We start from the raw sequence: 18377 nt of genomic DNA, 5'->3' as shown, positions 1-18377 counted from the left end.
CCCGGGACCGTCGCGGTCCTGGGCCTCCGGCGTCCGACATCCGGTCCTCAGCGGGTGAGGGCCGGGGCGGCCGGCTCGCGGGCGGCCAGCCACCGCTCCACCTCCTCGGGCGGCACTGCCCGGCTGAGGTGGTGGCCCTGGACGACGTCGCAGCCCAGCGCCGCCAGCGCCTCGACGGTCGCCCGGTCCTCCACGCCCTCGGCGACGAAGACCAGGCCGAGGGCGTGCGCCAGCTGCAGCGTGGAGGTCACGATGGCCTCCGCCCGCGGGCTGCCGGTCATCGCGCCGACGAACGAGCGGTCGAGCTTCAGCTCGGTCACCGGGAGGGTGGCGAGGTAGGCCAGGCTGGAGTACCCGGTGCCGTAGTCGTCGATCGAGACGCCCACGCCGGCCTCGCGCAGCCCGGCCAGCACGCGGACCGCCCGATCGCGGTCGGCCATCAGCAGGCTCTCGGTCACCTCGAGGACCAGCGCGGTCGCCGGGACGCCGTGGCGGACCAGCAGCGCGGCCACCTCGGCGGGGAAGCGCTCGTCGACCAGGTTCGACGGGCTCACGTTGACCGCGACGGTCAGCTCCCGGCCCCGGTCGGCCCACGCCCGCCGCTGGGCCAGCGCCTGGTCCAGGACCGAGCTGGTCAGGTCGGCCATCAGGCCGGCGGACTCGGCCAGCTCGACGAAGGCGTCGGGCATGAGCAGGCCGCGCTCCGGGTGCGCCCAGCGCACCAGCGCCTCCACGCCCTCCACCCGGCCGGTGCCCAGGGTGAGCTTGGGCTGGTGGTGCAGCACCAGCTCGCCGCCGTCGATGGCCCGGCGCAGCTGGGCGACGGCGTCCAGGCGGTACCGGCCGGAGCCGTGCTGCGCCTCGTCGTAGACCACCGGGCCGGTGCGGGCCGCCTTGGCCGCGTACATGGCCAGGTCCGCCATCTGCAGCAGCTCCTCGGCGTCCCGGGAGTGCCGTGGGCCGACCGCGATGCCCACGCTGGCGTCCACCGCCAGGGACATCCCCCCGAGGTGGAACGGCTGCTCCACCGTGGCGCACAGCCGCTCGGCGAGGGCGCGGGCGCCGTCGTCCCCGAGGCCGGTGGCCAGGACGACGAACTCGTCACCGCCGAGCCGGGCCAGCAGGTCGCCGCCGCGGAGCTGGCCGGCCAGCCGCGGCCCCACCTCGCGCAGCAGGGCGTCGCCGACAGCGTGGCCGAGCGAGTCGTTGATCTCCTTGAACCGGTCGAGGTCCAGCACGAGGACCGCGACGGAGCCGCCGGCGGCCATCCGCGCGCCGGCCGCGCCGAGGGTCTCGAAGACCTGCCGGCGGTTGGCCAGGCCGGTGAGCTCGTCGGTCCGCGCCTGGTGGCGGCTGTCGGCCAGGGCCCGCACCTCGCGGAAGGTCAGCGCGGTCCGGGCGAGAGCGGTGACCACGGCGCCGGATGCCAGGACGCCGGCCAGCGGGTCCCCGACGCGCAGGTAGCCGTGCAGCAGCAGGCCCAGCGCGGTCATCGCGCACAGGGCGGGGACGACCAGCACACCCACGCGCGGCACCTGGTCACCTCCCTGGGGCGCGGGGACCTGACAGGCGGCCAGGCCGTAGCACAGGAAGGCCATCCCCCAGCCGACGTCGAGCAGGCCGCCGACGACGTAGGTCCCGTTCACGACCTGGTAGGCGTACAGGGTGTCGGTCAGCACGAACAGCGCCGTGCCGGCGGTGAGCCACCACCAGACCGCGCCGGCGCCCCGGCCGATGACGACGAGCGCGCCGGCGATGGACACCAGCAGCAACAGGTCGGCGACCGGGTAGACGGCGATCAGCAGGGCACCGTCGAGCGCGGTGACCAGGAAGTCGCCGATGGCGAGCGCCGCCGCCAGGGCCGCCGCGGTCAGCCCGGTCACGACGGCGTCCAGCCAGGTGCTCGACGTCAGCCGCCGCACCCGCGTCCGGAGGAGGCGGAACAGCGCGGCGCAGGCCAGCGGGTGGAAGCCCAGGAAGGCGAGGTCGAACCAGGCGGGCCGCGAGATCGGCCCGGGCGCGGCATCGGCCAGCGCATAGCCGAGCGAGCCGATCCCGTAGGACCCGACCGCCGCGGCGAACAGCAACCAGACGGCCCGGTCGTCGCGGACGACGACCGCTCGCAGAACCAGCAGCCCGGTGAGCCCGACGAGGAACGACCACTTCCCGCCGACCCCCAGGGTGGCGAGCACGCCGTCGTCCCCCACCCCGACGGCCAGCAGCGACGCGAGGTACACCGCCACGAGCACGGCCGCGGGCGCGCGGACGACCCGCAGCGACCGGTCGGCCGGTCGCGGGGTGCGGCGCGGCCGGGCGGCGCGCGCGACTACCTGGGCCACGGGGACAGCATCGGCCACCCGGCCGGGCGCCTTCAGCCGGTGGAGCCGAGGGCCGGACGCCTCTCACCGAACGGGGTCGCATAGTGACGCTGGGTCAGCCGATCACGGCCTCCTCGACGACGTGCTGGACCGGCAGCCCCGACGCCCTGCCGACGCGCGAGGGCAGCCCGCCGCGCAGCCAGCGGGAGAACCGCTGCGGCAGGGTGAGCACGAGGACCTCGTCGGCGGGGAAGTGCTCGAGAGCCAGCTCCGCGGCGACCAGCGGGTCGGCGTCCCCGACCTCGCCGGACGCCGACGCGCCCGCGGCCCGGATCTGCTCGACGGCCCGGTCCAGGCGCTGCTGGGCCAGCGCGTAGGCCCGGACGGGTGCGGTGAGCACGTCGTCGTCCCCGGTGCCCGGCGGCCCCTCCTGCTCGCGCACCGGCGTCGCCGGCACGACGACGTGGAAGGCGTGCGGCCCGGCGGCGACCCGCTCGGTGACGACCTCGACCAGCCGGTCACCGCAGAGGGTCTGGTTGGCCAGGACCAGGACGCGTCGCTCGTCGGTCACGCCGGCTCCTCCCGTCGCGTCGTGCGCGACGCAGCCGATCGCGTGCGGGCGAACGGCCCCGCACGTCCCGGCGGCACGGGGGTGAACACCCGCCGAACGGGTGCCGCCCGCGTCAGCGGCTCTGCAGCGCGTCCAGCGCGACGGCCATGGACGCCGCCACGCGGAAGTCCAGCCGCGGGTCGGGCACGGTCACGGCGTAGCGGTCGCGGATCGCCTTCTGCCGCTCGCTCACCATGACCGGCGCCCCGGTCGCGGTGTCGACGAAGTCGAAGTGGAAGACGAAAGGCACCCACACGTCGCCGACGTAGGGCAGCAGCTCCCAGCCGCGGCGCAGCAGCGCGACGGACAGCCGGCGCTCCCGGCCGACGGCGGTGAGGCCGGGCACCGAGAGGTTCCAGGTTGACCGGAGCAGGCTCGCGCCGAACTGCTTGCTGAAGCTGCCGAGGACCGTCCCGTACTCGTCGTAGACGTCGTGCTGCGCGGCGACGTCGAGGCGCTGGCGGGCCTTGAAGCGGAACACCGGGCGGCTCCTGGAGGGGTCGGCGTAGAAGACGACCTCCTCCTTGAGCTTCATCCGCTTCTGCTCGGCGAAGGCCAGCAGCGGCCCCTCGGAGCCGTCGGGGTTGGCGCCGACGACCTCGTAGCGGTTGACCATGAGGGTGATCCGCTGCTTCACGAAGAAGGCGGGCACCACCATGGGGGCGGGCTGCGCTGCGGGCGGGACGGTCACGTCGGGTCTCCCGTGCGGGTCGGGGGGCGGGTGCTCGGGCGCCATCGTGGCCCACGCGGGCGCCGTGCCGCTCCCCGGCGGGGACGGCGTCCCGGATCGGGTCACGCCCCGCCGCCGGGCCCTCGGGCGGTCAGCACCGCGTGCACCCGGTCGACGAGCGGTTCGAGCACGCCGGGGCGGCGGCCCGCGGGCAGGGGCGCGGAGGGCACCAGCACCCACAGCAGCAGGTAGACGACGACCCCGGCGCCGCCGGCGAGGCTCAGCGCGACGGCACCGACCCGCCAGAGGACGGCGTCGATGCCGCTGTACTCGGCGAGGCCGCCGCAGACGCCGCCGAGCATGCGGTCGGTGCCGCTGCGGCGCAGTTCGGGACGGGTGGGGGCGGGGAGCGGGGGTGTGCTGGTCATGGCACGAGCCTGCCGCCGCCGCGGTGCCCGGGGTACCGGGGAGGACCCGGATCCGTCCCTGGTCCTCGCACCCGGGGTGGGTCAGGGTCCGGCCGGCCCGCGGCTGCGCTGCTCGGCGCCGACGTCCCCGTACGGGTAGTCGGCCCGGCCGGGGTCGCTGACCGCGTCGAGCCGGGCGAGGTCCTCCGGCGCCAGCGTCACGTCGACGGCGCCGAGGTCGTCCCGCAGCTGGTCGGTGGTGCGGGCACCGAGGATGACCGAGGTGACGGCCGGCCGGTCGGCCAGCCAGGCCAGGGCGACCTGCGGCATCGACGCGCCCCGCTGCTCGGCGACGTCCTGCACGGCCTCGAGCACGTCCCAGGTGCGCTGCCGGGCGCCGACCCGGTCGTAGGCCTCGATGCCGCGGCCGGGGTCCTCGCCGAGCCGGGTGGCGCCCTCGGGCCGCTGGTCGCGGGTGTACTTGCCGGACAGCCAGCCGCCGCCGAGCGGCCCCCACGGCAGCACGCCCAGCCCGTTGTGCAGGCAGGCCGGGACGATCTCGAACTCGACGTCCCGCACCAGCAGGCTGTAGCTGGGCTGCAGGGTGACCGGGACGGCCAGGTGCCGGTGCTCGGCCAGGTCGACGGCGGCCTGCAGCTGCCAGGCGGTGAAGTTCGACAGCCCCGGGTAGCCGATCTTCCCGGCGGAGACCGCGTCGTCGAGGAAGCGCAGCGTCTCCTCGAGCGGGGTGAGCGGGTCCCAGGCGTGCAGCTGGTAGAGGTCGACGTGGTCGACCCCCAGCCGGCGCAGCGAGTCGTCGAGGGCGCGGCGCAGGTGGCGGCGGGAGGCGCCGAGGGCGTTGGGGTCGGTGCCCATCGGGAAGCGGCCCTTGGTGGCCAGGACGATCCGGTCGCGGACGTCGGCCGGGCGGGCGGCCAGCCAGCGCCCGGTGATCTCCTCGGCGGCGCCGGCGGAGTAGACGTCGGCGAGGTCGACCAGCGTGCCGCCGGCCTCGGCGAAGACGTCGAGCTGCTCGTGCGCGCCGGCCTCGTCGGTCTCCGCGCCGAAGGTCATGGTGCCCAGGGCGAGGGCGGAGACCGAGCAGCCGCTGCGGCCGAGCGTGCGGTACTCCACGGCGTGCTCCCGTCCTCGGTGTCGTCCCGCACGGTGCCGCACGGGGCGGCCGGCCACCACCGGAGCTGGTCTACTGCGGGCGTGCGCCGCATCGTGTGCCGGGAGTTCGGGCCGGTGGACCGGCTGGCCGTGGTCGAGGAGCCCGACCCCTCCCCCGGTCCCGGCGAGGTGCTCGTCGCCGTGGCGGCGGCCGCGGTCTCCTTCGTCGACGGGCTGGTCGTGCGAGGGCGCTACCAGGTGCGCCCGCCGCTGCCGCACACGCCGGGGTCCGCGGTGGCCGGCCGGGTGGCGGCGGTGGCACCGCTGCCGGACGGCGTGGCCGCGCCCGTGGCCGCCGCCGCGGTCGAGAGCTACAGCACGCTCGCGTTCGCCCTCGAGCACCGGGTGCGGGTGCGGCCGGGCGAGTGGGTCCTGGTGCTGGGCGCCGGCGGGGGCATCGGCCTGGCGGCGGTGGACGTCTGCCGTGCCGCCGGCGCCCGCGTGGTCGCCGCCGCCTCCACCGAGGCCGAACGCACTGCCGCGCGTGCGGCGGGCGCCCAGGTGGCCGTCGGGTACGACGCGCTCAAGGACCGCGTCCGGGAGGTCACCGGCGGCGGGGCGGACGTCGTCGTCGACCCGGTCGGCGGGCCACCGGCCGAGCCGGCGCTGCGCTCCCTGACCGCGTACGGGCGCTACTGCGTGCTCGGGTTCGCCGCCGGGGAGATCCCCCGCCTGCCCGCGAACCTCGTGCTGCTGCGCAACCGCGGCGTCGTCGGCGTGGACTGGGGCGACTGGGCGCGGACGCGGCCGGAGGACGCGGTCGCGCTGCTGACCGGCGTCCTCGGCCGGGTCGCCCGCGGCGAGCTCCGGCCGCCGGAGCCCACCGGCCTCCCGCCCGAGCGGGCCGCCGAGGCCCTCACCCCCCTGGCCCACCGGGAGGTCGTCGGCAAGCTCGTGCTGGTCCCCTGAGCGGCCGGTGCCACACTCCTGCGATGCCGCCCCGCCGACTCCTGCTGGTCCGCCACGCCGAGGCCGCGGGCGGCCCGGTCGACGCCGAGCGGTCGCTGACCGCGCGCGGGGAGCGGCACGCCGCGGCGATCGGCTCCTGGCTCGCGGGGACCGGACTGGTGCCCGACCGCGTCGTCCTGTCGCCCGCCCGACGGACGGTGCAGACCTGGGAGCGGGCGCGGGCGGCGCTGGCGGGCGCGGCCGAGCCGGTCGTCGACCCACGGGTGTACGACAACACCGTCGAGGACCTGCTCGCCGTCGTGCGCGACACCGCGCAGGACGTCGCGACGCTGGTCGTGGTCGGCCACAGCCCCTCGGTCGGGGAGCTGGCGGGGATCCTCGACGACGGCCGCGGCGACCCGGGCCTGCGGCGGCAGGTGCAGACCGGCTTCCGCACCGGCCAGGTGGCCGTGTTCGGCCTCGGCGCGCCGTTCCCGGCGCTGGACCCGGCCACCGCGACGCTCCTCGACGTCGCGCTGCCCGGCGGGTGAGCGGCCGGTGGGGGCATCCGGCCACCACCGGCCGCCGGTCTCAGCGGCTGCCGCCGCCGATCATCGGGTCGTCCCCGCCCTCGCGCACGCCGCGCTCCACACCCTCGGTGGAGGACGGCGCGGTGTAGCCCGCGGGGTTCGCCTCGTCGGTCAGCGTGTCGTCGCGGACGACGTCGGCCGGCGGCTGCTCGACGACGGTGACCGTCTGGGGCTGGCGCACGCCCTCCGGCTGCGGCGGCTGCGGCGGCCGGGGCCGCTCCTCCTGCTGGCCCCCCGACGAGGCGACGGCGGCGCCGGCCGCGACGACACCGGCCACGGCGGCCACGCCGGCGGCGACGGCCTTGCCGGACACCCCCGCCTTGCCGTCGTCCCCGTGCGAGCCGACCGCGTCCCCGACACCGGGCGTGCCGACGTCGAGGTGCTCGTTCACCGAGCCGCGCCACGCGCCGGTGGCGTAGCCCTCGTCCTCGATCAGCCGCTTGAAGCGCTCGAGGTCGGAGGTGACCTGCCGCTCCACGATGCCCAGCTTGTCGCCGACCTGCTCCACGACACCCTCGGGCTCGTACTCCAGGGAGAGGTACACGATCGTCGACATCGGCCCGGCCGACTCGAAGCGCACGGCGCCGGCGTTGGTCGCGCCGCTGGTCGCGGCCCAGGCGACCTTGCGGTCGGGCTCCTGCTCCAGGACGGCGGCCTCCCACTCCCGCCGGACACCCGCGATCTCGGCGACCCAGTGCAGCCGCTGGTCGGTCAGCTGGCGGACCTCCTGGACCCCACCCATGAAGTGCGGGAAGTCCTCGAACTGCGTCCACTGGTTGTAGGCCTGGTTGACCGGTACGTCGACCTGGATCGACTTCTCCACCTTGGTGGTCATCGCTTGGTCCTCCCTCGTCGCAGGTGTCCCCCACGACGCGCTACCCCGGTTGCCTGCGTGCGATGCACGTCACGTCGGCGCCACCTGCACTGCTGGGGCGCACGGGGCGCGCGGGACGTCCGCGGTCCCGACCGGGCGCGGCGGCTGCCGATGAGCCGGGCATGCGCGCCAGCCACGTCGCCACCGCCCTCGTCGCCTTCCTCGCCGGGTCGACCGTCGCGACGGTCCTGCACCGCCGCGCCACCCGTCCCGCGCCGGCCGCCCCCGGCGTCCTCACCCGCCTCACCGCCTCCCCGGCCGAGGAGCACGACGCCGTCGTCCTGCCCTTCCCGCAGCCGGTCGCCGCGCCGCCGGCCGCGCCGGCCCGGTGCGGCGACAGCGGGGGCCGCACCCGCGCCGGCGCGCCCTGCGCGGCACGGGCCACCGCCGGCGGGCGCTGCCACCACCACCCGCTCGCGGCCTGAGGCCGGCAGCGGCTCAGCGCCGGCCGGCGCCGACCGGCCGCCGGTCGGCGACGGGGTCCCGCGTCAGGTCGCTGCGCGCGGTCTCCCGGCTGAGCAGGACGGCGAGCACCGTGAGCACGGCGGCACCGGCCAGGTACAGCGAGATCGGCACCGAGCTGCCGTACTCGATGAGCAGCGCCGTGGCGATGACCGGCGCCAGGCTGCCGGCCACGATGGAGGACACCTGCCCGGCCACCGACAGCCCGCTGTAGCGCACCTGGGTCGAGAACAGCTCGGAGAAGAAGGACGCCTGCGGCCCGTACATGGCCCCGTGGAAGACCAGCGCGACGGTGCCGGCGAGCGCGAGCAGCGCGAAGGACCGCGAGTCGTAGAGGGTGAAGAAGACGAACCCCCACACGCCGACCCCCACGGCCCCGACCAGGTAGACGGGCCGGCGGCCGAACCGGTCGGAGAGCGCACCCATCCCCGGGATGGCGAAGAAGTGGATGGCCGAGGCGATCAGCGCGGCGTTCAGCGCCGTGCCCTGCGGGACGTCCAGCTGCTGGGTGGCGTAGCTGAGCGCGAAGGCCGTGAAGATGTAGTAGCCGATGTTCTCCGCCAGGCGGGCACCGATGGCCAGGACGATCTCACGGGGGTAGTCGCGCAGGACCTGGACCACCGGCAGCCGGGGAGCCTCCTCGGCCGACGCGGCCTGCTCGCGGGCGGCCTGGAAGACCGGCGACTCCTCGATGGAGAACCGGATCCACAGCCCCACGAGCACCAGCACCGCGCTGAGCAGGAACGGGATGCGCCAGCCCCACGACTGGAACTGCTGGTCGTCCGTGAAGGCCGAGACCAGCGCGAGGACGGCGACGGCGAGCAGGTTGCCCGCCGGCGCGCCGGCCTGCGGCCAGGACGCCCAGTACCCGCGCCGCTCCGGGGTGCCGTACTCGGCGGCCATCAGCACCGCCCCGCCCCACTCGCCGCCCAGGGCGAAGCCCTGCACCAGCCGGAGCAGGATCAGCAGGATCGGCGCCCAGATGCCGATGGCGGCGTAGGTCGGCAGCAGGCCGATGAGGAACGTCGCCCCGCCCATCAGCATCAGGGTGATGACCAGCATCTTCTTGCGGCCGACCTTGTCGCCGAAGTGCCCGAAGACCACGCCGCCGATCGGCCGGGCGGCGAAGCCCACGGCGTAGGTGGCGAAGGCGAGCAGGGTGCCGACCAGCGGGTCGAACTCGGGGAAGAAGAGCGTGTTGAAGACCAGCGCGGCGGCCGAGCCGTAGAGGAAGAAGTCGTACCACTCCACGGTGGTCCCGACGAGGCTGGCGCCGACGACCTTGACGATGGACGTCCGCGACGCGGGCACCGCGGCTCCCTGCTGGGACCTGGACAAGGCTCACTCCCCTTCGCGTGTGCAGCACCTGGCGGCCGGACCGGCGTCTCCGCCGGTGTCGGCCGGGCCACAGCATCGCCGGGTTGCGTCCCGTCGGCGACTTGCGGGCGTCGGTGATCGGCTCCCGGCCCGGGTCCGCCCGGCGGGACCGGTTGGCGGGGCACCGGGTGGGTAGCTGCCCTCGACGGCCGTCGGCCCGGCGACCGGGTCGCCCGGCCGCTCACCACAGGGAGCCACCATGACACTGCCCGATCGGGATGCGGCGAGGGACTGGGTCGGCCGGACGGTGGTCGACCGCGACGGGGCCGAGATCGGCGTGTGCGTCGCCCTGCTCGCCGACGAGGCCACCGGGTCGCCGGAGTGGATGTACGCCGAGCGCGGCGAGGTCACCGAGGTCGTCCCGCTGCTCGGCGCGACCGCGGCGGGCGACCGGGTGCAGGTCACGGTCAGCCGGGCGGAGGCCGAGGACGCACCGCGTCTCGGTGCCGCGCGCGAGCTGTCCCAGGACCAGGAGGCGGAGCTCTACCGGCACTACGGCATCGAGTACTCGACGGCCGCGTCGGACAGCCTCCTCCCGGCCGCCGGGGCCGGGCCGGCGGCACCGTCCCCGGACACCGCCGGGGCACCCGAGCCGGCCCGGGACACCGAGCAGCCGCCCGCCGAGCAGTCGTCCCCCGCGCAGCCGTCCTCCGCGCAGCCGTCCCCCGCGCAGCCGTCCTCCGCGCAGCCGTCCTCCGCGCAGCCGTCCTCCGCGCAGCGCGGCCGTGGGCTGGCGGGTGCCCTGGCGGTGCTCGCCGGCCTGGCGGCCGTCGTCGTCGTGACCGTGCGCCTGCGCCGGCGCCCGGCCTGGGTGGGGCGCGTCCGGCGGCGCCGGGCCCCCGCACCCGCGCCGGCCCCGTACCGGGCCCTCGCCGGTGCGGCCGGCGCCCGGGCGGGCCGGTACGCCGCCGCGGCCGGGCCGGTGCTGCAGGACTCGGTCCGGCTGGCCCGCGAGGGGGCGTCCATCGGCGCCGTGGTGACCGGCCGGCTCGCCGTCGACGCCGCGGAGCGCGCCCGCCAGGCCGCCACGGTGGCACGCACCCGCACCGACGCGGTCGCCACCCAGCTCACCCCGGTGCTGTCGGCGGCGGGTCAGGCGGCGTGGCGGGCCGCCCGCACCGGCACGGGCACGGCGCTGCGGGCCACCGACGCCGCGCTGCTGGCGGTCGGGGCGGCCCTGCCGCAGGCGGGCGCGGGCGTCGGCCGCGCCCTCACGACCGGGGTGCAGGCCGCGCTCGCCGTCGGGGCGGTGCCCGAGGTGCTCGTCGGGACCGGTGAGCGGCTGGGACGGGGCTGGCGGCGGACGGTGCGCCGGACGTCGCTGGTGCTGGGCCTCGGCACCGGGTACGTGCTCGGCGCGCGGGCCGGGCGGGCGCGCTACGAGGAGATCGCGCGGGCCGCGGGCGGCGTGGTGGCCCGGCCGGAGGTGCAGCAGGTCCTGGCGCAGGTCCGCGACGTCGCGCCCGCTCCGCTGCAGGACCGGATCGACCGGCTCACGGGGCGCGGGGCCGGGCGGGACGCCGGTGCGGCGACGGTCGCCGGTGGGCCCGCCGTCGCGACGCCGTCCCGGCCTGCGTCCGGCACCCGCACCCCGCAGCGGACCGACCCACCGCTGCCGGACCCGCTGGTCCCGCCGGCCAAGTCCCCGGACGGCGGGCCCACCGCGTCCCGCTGAGTACCGCTGAGTCCCGGGGTCGGGCTCAGCGGTAGACCAGCGTCCCGTCCTCGAGGTCGACCTTGGGCAGGAGCTCCATCTCCTCCGCGTGCTCCAGCATGTGGGTCCACGGCTCCCGGTCGCCCTGCTTGAACAGGACGTGCTGGGAGCGCATGACGTAGCCGGCGTTGAAGTTCTCCGGGTCCGACCAGGGCCGGATCCGCATGTCGGCGTCCTCGGGCCGCAGCGTCGGGACGACCGTGGTGGCGCCCTTCGTCTCCATGGTGTCGAACAGCCGGCAGACCAGGTCGCTGACCAGGTCGGCCCGCAGCGTCCAGCTGTGCCGGAAGTAGCCGAACACGTAGGCCATGTTCGGGATCCCGCTGATCATGATGCCCCGCCAGGTGATGCGATCGGCGAAGTCGACCGGCTCGCCGTCCACGGCGAACGGGATGTCGCCGAAGGCCGACAGGTTGAACCCGGTGGCGGTGACGACGACGTCGGCCGGGATCTCCTCCCCGGAGCTGACCCGGATGCCCGTCGAGGTGAACGTCTCGATGGTGTCGGTGACGATGGATGCCCGCCCCTCCCGCAGCGCGGTGAACAGGTCCCCCTCGGGGACGATCGCGATGCGCTGCTGCCACGGGCGGTACCGGGGGGTGAAGTGCTTCTCGATGTCGAAGCCCTCGGGCAACAGCGGCTTCATCGACTCCATGAGGAAGGTGTGCAGCTCGTCGGGCGCCTCGTGCGACATGCGCGCCAGCTCGTTGAACTCGGCGGCGTAGGCGCGGCGGAGGATCTCGTGGGTCCAGTCCTCCGGGATGTCCAGGGCGCGCAGCCAGGTGGCGAGCTCGTGGGTCAGGGGCGGGGCCAGGAAGTAGGACGGTGAGCGCTGCAGCATCGTCACGTGCTCGGCGTCCTGCGCGATGGCCGGGATCAGGGTCGCGGCCGTGGACCCGGACCCGATCACGACGACGCGCTTGCCGGCGAGGTCGAGGTCCTGCGGCCACTGCTGGGGGTGGACGACGAGGCCCTGGAAGTCGTCGAGCCCCTCCCACTGCGGCCGGTAGGGCTTGGTGTGGTTGTAGTAGCCCTGGCACATCCACAGGAAGTCGGTGGTGTACCGCAGCTGCTCGTCGGTGTCGCCGCGGGTGACCTCCACCGTCCACCGCCGGTCCTCGGTGGACCAGCTGGCCGAGGTGACCCGGTGGTGGTAGCGGATGTGCCGGCCGAGGTCGTCGTCGGCGATGACCTCGTCCAGGTAGTTGAGGATCTCCTCCCCCGCGGCGATCGACGGGCCGCGCCAGGGCTTGAACCGGTAGCCGTAGGTGAACAGGTCGCTGTCCGAGCGCACGCCCGGGTACCGGTGGGTCCACCAGGTGCCGCCGCGGTTGTCCTGCGCGTCCAGGATGACGAAGGACCGGTCGGGGAACCGTTCCTGCAGGTGGTGAGCGGCGCCGATCCCGGAGACCCCCGCCCCGACGACGAGGACGTCGACGTGGCGGGTGCCGGGCCCGTCGGTGTGCAGCTCCGGCGCGGTGGCGCGTTCGGTGGTCGTCGTCACGAAGGGACCTCCAGTGCCAGGGGGAGTGACGCGTCTCACACTAGCTCCCCGGCGGGGGTGCCCTCCGGAGCCTCCGCCGCAGGTCAGGTGAGCGGGTGCTCGGCGAGGAAGGTCTGCACCAGGGGCAGGAACTCCTCGGCGCGCTCGACGCCGAGGGCGTGGCTGGACCCCGGGCCGGTGAACAGGTGGTGCTGCGCCCCGGGGATCGCCTCGGCCACCTGCCGGCCGTGCCACGGCGGGGTCAGCAGGTCCTGCTCGCCGGCGATGACGAGGGTGGGCGCGGTGATGCCGCCGAGCCGGTCGAGGGTGTCGTGCGCGAGATCGGCGTCCCACTGCTCGGCGGTGGTCCGGATCTGCTGCTCGGTGCTGGGGAACAGCGGGAGGAGCTGCTCCACCAGCTCGCCGAAGGCCGGGCTGTCGAGCAGCTGGGGCGAGAAGGCGATGCCGAGGGCGCCGAGCGCGGCCTCCATGTCGCCGGTGCGCCACGGGTACGCGAGCCCGGTGAGCACGGCGCGCTGGAAGCCGTCGGTGCGGGCCCAGGTGCAGTAGAGGACCAGCGAGGCGACGCGCTGGGGGGCGGCGAGGACGAGCTCCTGCGCGATGGCGCTGCCGAGGGAGTAGCCGAGCACGTGCGCCCGCTCGATCTCCAGTGCATCCATCAGCCCGCGGGCGTCCGCGGCCAGCGAGGCGACGCTGATCTCCCCCGACCCCCGCTCGGACCCGCCCATGCCCCGCAGGTCGTAGGTGACCACCCGGTGGCGGGCGGCCAGGACCGGCGCGAGCTCGGCCCAGAAGCCCAGGGACTGGGTGGTCCCGTTGACGATCAGCAGCGGCTCGCCCTCGCCGTACTCCTGGACGGCGACGGAGATGTCGCCGACCTGGACGGTCCGTGGCGGGTGCGTGGTGGGAGTGGTCACGGCGTCTCCATCGCTGGTGCGGAGCGGGAGGGGGGAGAGGGTGTGGAGCACACCACAGCGGCGTGCCGTTCCGCCAGATCGCCGAGGCGGGTGGCAGGTCGGGTGCGGCTGTCCGGCAGATCACGCACCGGGCCCGCGAGCACGTGGCCGCCGGCGCCCGGTCGTCGTCCCGGGAGCGGGTCGCCGCGGTGCTGTCCCGCTCCGCGGAGCCCGCGTCCCGGCGTGGTCGAGGACGGCCGGCTCAGCCGCACGTCCGCCGTGCGGAACCCGCACGGACTCGGCAGGCTCGACACGGTGGCCGAGCTGCGGCGGTGACGGAGGTCCGCGGCACCCAGTCAGGAGCGACGTGGAACGCAGCGGGATCGTGATCGTCGGTGGCGGCAACGCCGGCATCTCCCTGGGAGCGCGGCTGGTCCGCGACGGCGCCCGGGACGTCACCATCGTGTCCCCTCAACCGGTGCACCGGTACAAGCCGCTGCTCAACTACGTCAGCGGCGGCGAGGCCACGATGGCCGCTCTGGAACGCCCGATGGCCGACGTCGTCCCCGCGGGGTGCACCTGGATCCGGGACAGCGTCGAGGCGGTCGACCCGGCCGCCATGACCGTGCGCACGCGCGCGGGACGCACGCTGCACTGCTCCACGCTCGTCCTCTGCCCCGGTCTCGTCGAGGACTGGGACGCCACGCCGGGCCTGCAGTCGGCGTACACCGACGGGTGGGCCGCCTCCTCGTACGTACCCGGCAGCGCACCGCTGGTGTGGCCGCGGCTGACGTCGCTGCGCGCCGGTTCCGTCGTGTTCACCGTTCCGCCGGAACCGGCGTCCTGCGGTCCGACCGCGCTCAAGCCGCTGCTCATGGCGTGCGACCACTGGCGGCGCGCCGGCGTCCTGGCCGACTTCGCGGTCCGGCTCGTCCTGCCGGAGCCGACCGCGACGGGCGTGCCGGAGGCCGACGAGGTCCTCGAGCGCATCTTCGCGGACTACGGGATCGAGGTGCTGCGCGAGGCCCGCATCGAGCAGGTGGACTGGGACGTCCACGCCCTCACGGTCGCGACCGGCACCGGCCGGCGAGTGGTCGAGGACGTCGACTTCGCCCACGCCGTCCCGCACTACCGGGCTCCGCGCTGGATCGCGGACGGCGGCCTCGCCGCCGACCCGACCCCCGGACTGGTCGACATCGATCCGCAGACGCTGCTGTCCCGCCGGCACGAGTCGATCTGGGCGATCGGGGACGCTGCAGCCGTCGCGACCCGGCCGTCGGGCGGGGCGCTGAGGAAACAGGTCGACGTGCTGTCGCAGAACCTGGCCGCTGCCAGCGACGGCGGGCCGATGCAGCGCTACGACGGGTACACGGTCATGCCCATCACCGTGAGCCGGCGCAAGTTGGTGCTGAACGAGGTCGACCGCGACGGCCGAGCGAGCCCGTCGGTACCTGGCCTGGACCCCTTCAAGCCCCGCCGCTCGACCTGGTTCTTCGACCGCCACGTCCTGCCGCAGATCTACTGGCGCCGCCTCCTCCGCGGCAAGGTCTGAACCGTCAGGGGCGTCCGGTCGTGGGGGTGGCCGCACAGGGTCACGTCCGGCCACCGGGTTCGCACACTGCCCGTGGCTCGGCTCACTCGTCCGCACACCCCGGGCGGCCGGTGCTGGCAGCTCGGGTGTCCGGTTCTCCCGTCAGCAGCTGATGGGTGCCGAGCGCACCGGGCATCAGCGGGGACAACCACTCCGATGAGGTGCCCATGCGCTGACGGTGGTCGTCTCCCTGCTGTCCGCCATGGCCTCAGGGGCCCATGCGCCGGCTCCACCGGCCATGCGTGTCGGAGGTCCGGCTCTGCGCCGACCCGCACCCGTACGGTCGGACGACTGCGGGTCTCAGGTGTCCCTGGTCCGCAGGACAGCCCCGGGCACCACTCCGTCACACACGTCACGCGTCCGGTCTGCTCCGGCTGCGACGACAGCGCTCAGATGCGCCCCGCCGCGGCCTCGAGCGCCAGGGCACCGTCACCCGGCAGAGCATCCTCGCCGGGCACGGTCGCCGGACGAGGCGCCGGGACTGACCGGCGGCCGTCCGGGCTGGCTTCGGCGAGCAGCTCCTCGATCCGCGCCGCGGGCACTGGGGGCGAGAAGTGGTAGCCCTGTCCGGTGGTGCAGCCCTGGCGGCGCAGCAGCAGCAACTCCTGCGGGTGCTCGATCCCCTCGGCCACGGTCTCCAGCTTCATCGTCTGCCCCAACCGGAGGATGGTGCTGATCAGCGCGGTGTCACCGCCGGTGGACAGCCGCTCGACGAAGCTGCGGTCGATCTTGAGGATGTCGACCGGGAAGCTGTGCAGGTAGCTCAGCGAGGAGTAGCCGGTGCCGAAGTCGTCGATGGCCAGGCGGATGCCCAGGTCACGCAGCGCGGTGAGCGTGGCCAGGGTCTCCTCGCCCTTCTCCAGCAGCACGCTCTCGGTCATCTCGAGGGTCAGCCGCTGGGCGGGCAGGCCGGTCTCCCGCAGGATGCCGGCCACCTGCTCGACCAGGTCGTCCTGCTGCAGCTGGCGGGCCGACACGTTGACGCTCAGCTTCAGACCCCGGCGCGAGTCACCCGCCGCCGCCCAGGTCACCGCCTGCCGGCAGGACTCGCGCAGGACCCAGAGCCCCAGCGGCCGGATGAGGCCGGTCGCCTCGGCGAGCGGGATGAACTCGTTCGGCGGCACCAATCCGCGTTCCGGGTGCTGCCAGCGCACCAGCGCCTCCACGCCGGTGATCTCACCGGTGCGCATGGAGACCATGGGCTGGTAGTGGACGATGAACTGGTCGTCGGTCAGCGCCTTGCGGAGGTCCGCCTCCAGGCGCATGCGGGCGACCAGGCCCTCGTGCATCTCCGGGACGAAGACCGCGAAGCCGCCGGCGTCGGCCTTGGCCTGGTACATCGCCAGGTCGGCGTTGCGCAGCATCTGCTCGGCGTCGATGGAGGGGTCCTCCCGGTGGGCGATGCCGATGCTCGCCGAGATGTGCACCTCGCTGCCGTCGAGCAGGATCGGCGCCGCGATGGCGTCGCAGACGCGCTGGGCCAGTGCAGTGCCGTCCTCGCCCTCCGGCAGGTCGTCCACCAGGATGGCGAACTCGTCACCGCCGAAGCGGGCCACCGTGTCGCTCGGCCGGACGACCGTGCGCAGGCGCGCAGCCACCTCGACGAGCAGGTCGTCACCGGCGCTGTGCCCCAGCGTGTCGTTGACCGCCTTGAACCCGTCCAGGTCGAGGAAGTACACGGCCATCGGCGGCGCCGAGTCGGCCCCCCGGGTGAGCGCGTGCTGGAGTCGGTCCTTGAACAGGGCCCGGTTGGGCAGGTCGGTCAGCGAGTCGGTGAAGGCCTGGTGGGTCAGCTGCCGCTCGAGGGTGATCCGGTCGGTGACGTCGCGCGTGTTGAGCACCAGACCACCGACCGCCGCGTTGGCCAGGAGGTTGGTCAGGGTGATCTCCATGTGGCACTCCCGGCCGCTCGCGTGCCGCCAGGTGCTCTGGACCGTCTGCACCCGGTCGGCGTCGCCGGCGACACCGCGCAGGACAGCGGCCAGGTCAGCCGCGTGCGCCGGGACCACGAAGTCGGTCAGCAGCCGGCCGACCATCGCGTCGGCGTCGAAGCCGAGCAGGGCCTCACTCGACCGGCTCTGGTAGAGCACGGTGCCGGAGCGGTCGACCACGGTCACCAGGTCCGAGCTGTGCTGCACCAGGGCGGCGAACCGCTCGCCGCTGGCCCGCACCTCGGCGGTGCGCGCCTCGACGCGCCGTTCCAGGTCCTGCGTGAGCGAGTGGTTCTCCAGCAACGTCAGGATCTGCCGGGCGACCAGCAGCACCATGATCGCCGTGCGGAGCCAGAAGTGGACGGTGTCGGTCGTCCCGCCGCGGAGGACCTCCAGCGACGAGGTGAGCAGCGCGACGCCGACCGCGGCGTAGGGCAGCAGGTTGCCCAGTGGACGGGTGACGACCTCCTCCATCTCGACGTCGCCGGCGTCCTCCCCGGGTCGCAGGGCAGCCAGCAGCAGCAGGCAGAACCCGGCGCCCCAGCCCAGGTCGATCCAGTTGCCGGAGCTGTAGACCCCCGCCGTGGTGAGGTACACGAAGCCGGAGTCGGCCACCGCCAGAGCCACCAGGCCCACGCCGATGAGGGGCAGCGGGACCAGCAGGCCCGCACCGCGGGAACGGGCACGCATCCACGTGTAGACCACCGTGGTGATCAGCACGATGTCACTCACCGGGTAGGCCAGGGAGATCGCCTGGCTCGTGACGTCCCCTCCCGCCTGGACGATGGAGTCCAGGACGAGCATCCAGCTGACCAGCAGCAGCGAGCTGGCCACGACGAGCCCGTCCAGGACCGTGCGGACGCGCCCGGCACGCGTGGGCGCGGCCAGGGGCAGGGTGAGCAGCGCCCACCCGGCCAGCAGCGGGGACGCCAGGAACCCGACGTCGGCGACGGAGGGGAACGGCACCTCCAGCCCGCGCAGCGACTCGTACCAGCTCCACGCCGCCATGCCACCGCCCCACGCCAGCGACGCGGCGCCGAGACGACGCCAGAAGAGGCGGACGCGGCCGGCGTGCCTGCGGGCGCGGACCACCGCGGCGGCACCGGCCGCCAGCGAGAACACCGTCAGCCCGACGTTGGACAGGTGCAGGGCCGTGGCCGCCGGCAGGCTGACGAGCCCGACGCCCCACAGGAGGGCAACGATGAGGACGGCCACCGCCAGGAGGCGGGGCCGCCGGTGAGCCGGAGTCGTGGTCACGCGACCGGTATCGACCGGATGGGCGACAACCTGACGGTGTCGCGGCGATCTCCCCCTTCGGGGGGAGGGACCTCAACGCGTCGCCGGATCCGGCCGACGACCTCCTCGGGCGCAG

General features: G+C 75.0%; 15 protein-coding genes. 5 read left to right on the top strand and 10 right to left on the bottom strand.

All coding sequences use genetic code 11. The annotated features are described in order from the left end of the window. Window positions 1-47: 47 nt before the first annotated feature. The 5 genes from CHB98_RS06930 to CHB98_RS06910 all read right to left on the bottom strand — a co-directional run bounded on the left by CHB98_RS06930 (window position 48) and on the right by CHB98_RS06910 (window position 5139). Window positions 48-2339 (bottom strand): putative bifunctional diguanylate cyclase/phosphodiesterase, encoded by a 2292-nt coding sequence (locus tag CHB98_RS06930; RefSeq protein WP_089304898.1) that lies wholly within the window; start codon window positions 2337-2339, stop codon window positions 48-50. Window positions 2340-2433: 94 nt separating this feature from the next. Continuing rightward, complete coding sequence (locus CHB98_RS06925; protein WP_089304897.1) at window positions 2434-2889, bottom strand: hypothetical protein; 456 nt, start codon at window positions 2887-2889, stop codon at window positions 2434-2436. A 112-nt stretch (window positions 2890-3001) separates the two neighbouring features. Further along, window positions 3002-3619, bottom strand: coding sequence for an LURP-one-related family protein (locus tag CHB98_RS06920; protein ID WP_218822281.1), 618 nt, complete (start codon window positions 3617-3619; stop codon window positions 3002-3004). 101 nt (window positions 3620-3720) lie between these two features. Next, window positions 3721-4026 carry a PspC domain-containing protein gene (locus tag CHB98_RS06915; protein ID WP_089304895.1) on the bottom strand — a complete coding sequence of 102 codons (306 nt, stop codon included), beginning with the start codon at window positions 4024-4026 and terminating at the stop codon, window positions 3721-3723. 81 nt (window positions 4027-4107) lie between these two features. Beyond that, entirely contained in the window at window positions 4108-5139 is a 1032-nt protein-coding gene (locus CHB98_RS06910) for an aldo/keto reductase (RefSeq protein ID WP_089304894.1), read from the bottom strand. An 81-nt stretch (window positions 5140-5220) separates the two neighbouring features. On the opposite strand from CHB98_RS06910, the gene CHB98_RS06905 reads away from it, so the two are divergent. Together CHB98_RS06905 and CHB98_RS06900 are read left to right on the top strand one after the other, a co-directional pair. Continuing rightward, a complete protein-coding gene (locus CHB98_RS06905) occupies window positions 5221-6087 on the top strand; it encodes a zinc-binding dehydrogenase (protein WP_089304893.1) in 867 nt (288 codons plus the stop codon). 23 nt (window positions 6088-6110) lie between these two features. After that, complete coding sequence (locus tag CHB98_RS06900) at window positions 6111-6617, top strand: SixA phosphatase family protein (RefSeq protein WP_089304892.1); 507 nt, start codon at window positions 6111-6113, stop codon at window positions 6615-6617. 40 nt (window positions 6618-6657) lie between these two features. Here the strand turns inward: CHB98_RS06900 and CHB98_RS06895 are convergent, their stop codons facing one another. After that, the gene (locus CHB98_RS06895; RefSeq protein WP_089304891.1) at window positions 6658-7491 is read right to left on the bottom strand and encodes an SRPBCC family protein; all 834 of its coding nucleotides are present in this window, start codon (window positions 7489-7491) and stop codon (window positions 6658-6660) included. 161 nt (window positions 7492-7652) lie between these two features. Here CHB98_RS06895 and CHB98_RS06890 point away from each other — a divergent pair, with 161 nt between their 5' ends. Further along, the gene (locus tag CHB98_RS06890) at window positions 7653-7955 is read left to right on the top strand and encodes a hypothetical protein (protein WP_089304890.1); all 303 of its coding nucleotides are present in this window, start codon (window positions 7653-7655) and stop codon (window positions 7953-7955) included. Between the two features lie 13 nt (window positions 7956-7968). Here CHB98_RS06890 and CHB98_RS06885 read toward each other — a convergent pair whose 3' ends face one another. Then, window positions 7969-9303 carry an MFS transporter gene (locus tag CHB98_RS06885; protein WP_089304889.1) on the bottom strand — a complete coding sequence of 445 codons (1335 nt, stop codon included), beginning with the start codon at window positions 9301-9303 and terminating at the stop codon, window positions 7969-7971. Window positions 9304-9568: 265 nt separating this feature from the next. On the opposite strand from CHB98_RS06885, the gene CHB98_RS06880 reads away from it, so the two are divergent. Then, entirely contained in the window at window positions 9569-11044 is a 1476-nt protein-coding gene (locus tag CHB98_RS06880) for a hypothetical protein (RefSeq protein WP_143424975.1), read from the top strand. 25 nt (window positions 11045-11069) lie between these two features. Here CHB98_RS06880 and CHB98_RS06875 read toward each other — a convergent pair whose 3' ends face one another. Further along, window positions 11070-12587, bottom strand: coding sequence for a flavin-containing monooxygenase (locus CHB98_RS06875; RefSeq protein ID WP_089304887.1), 1518 nt, complete (start codon window positions 12585-12587; stop codon window positions 11070-11072). A gap of 83 nt (window positions 12588-12670) precedes the next feature. Then, window positions 12671-13504 carry an alpha/beta fold hydrolase gene (locus CHB98_RS06870; protein WP_089304886.1) on the bottom strand — a complete coding sequence of 278 codons (834 nt, stop codon included), beginning with the start codon at window positions 13502-13504 and terminating at the stop codon, window positions 12671-12673. A gap of 346 nt (window positions 13505-13850) precedes the next feature. On the opposite strand from CHB98_RS06870, the gene CHB98_RS06865 reads away from it, so the two are divergent. Continuing rightward, the gene (locus tag CHB98_RS06865) at window positions 13851-15035 is read left to right on the top strand and encodes an NAD(P)/FAD-dependent oxidoreductase (RefSeq protein ID WP_089304885.1); all 1185 of its coding nucleotides are present in this window, start codon (window positions 13851-13853) and stop codon (window positions 15033-15035) included. Between the two features lie 428 nt (window positions 15036-15463). On the opposite strand, the gene CHB98_RS06860 is transcribed toward CHB98_RS06865, so the two are convergent. Beyond that, window positions 15464-18220 (bottom strand): putative bifunctional diguanylate cyclase/phosphodiesterase, encoded by a 2757-nt coding sequence (locus CHB98_RS06860; RefSeq protein ID WP_089304884.1) that lies wholly within the window; start codon window positions 18218-18220, stop codon window positions 15464-15466. Between the last annotated feature and the right edge of the window lie 157 nt (window positions 18221-18377).

Origin of the sequence: Geodermatophilus pulveris (assembly GCF_900188375.1) — a bacterium.
Taxonomy (GTDB): Bacteria; Actinomycetota; Actinomycetes; order Mycobacteriales; family Geodermatophilaceae; genus Geodermatophilus; species Geodermatophilus pulveris.
Note: the sequence above shows the minus strand (reverse complement) of the source record. Positions and strands in the feature narration are given on the sequence as shown.